This is a genomic window from Psychromonas aquatilis (assembly GCF_038155185.1).
Lineage (GTDB): Bacteria > Pseudomonadota > Gammaproteobacteria > Enterobacterales > Psychromonadaceae > Psychromonas > Psychromonas aquatilis.
This window is the reverse complement of sequence record NZ_JBAKAZ010000343.1, coordinates 1-219: the sequence shown is the minus strand read 5'-3', so window position 1 is coordinate 219 and position 219 is coordinate 1. Positions and strand designations below refer to the sequence as shown.

1 pseudogene is annotated in these 219 nt (G+C 42.5%); it reads right to left on the bottom strand.

Going from position 1 to position 219, the window contains the following annotated elements:
* A pseudogene (locus V6256_RS15775) lies at window positions 1-219 on the bottom strand (precorrin-3B C(17)-methyltransferase); the annotation flags it as partial.

Sequence of the window (219 nt, the reverse complement as noted above, 5' to 3'; positions counted from 1 at the left end):
CACACGGATAAGACGAATAGTTTCATCTTCACGCGTTAACTGGCGACCTAGTAACACAGGGGATGATGCTGGACGATACTTTAATAATACGTCACGCGCATGGTTAAGCTGCCAAGCACGTTTTTTCGATACTGGGTTATAAAAAGAGATAACAAAATCACCTTCACCGGAACTATGAATACGCTTATCAATGGTTTCCCAAGGCGTTAACAGATCTGA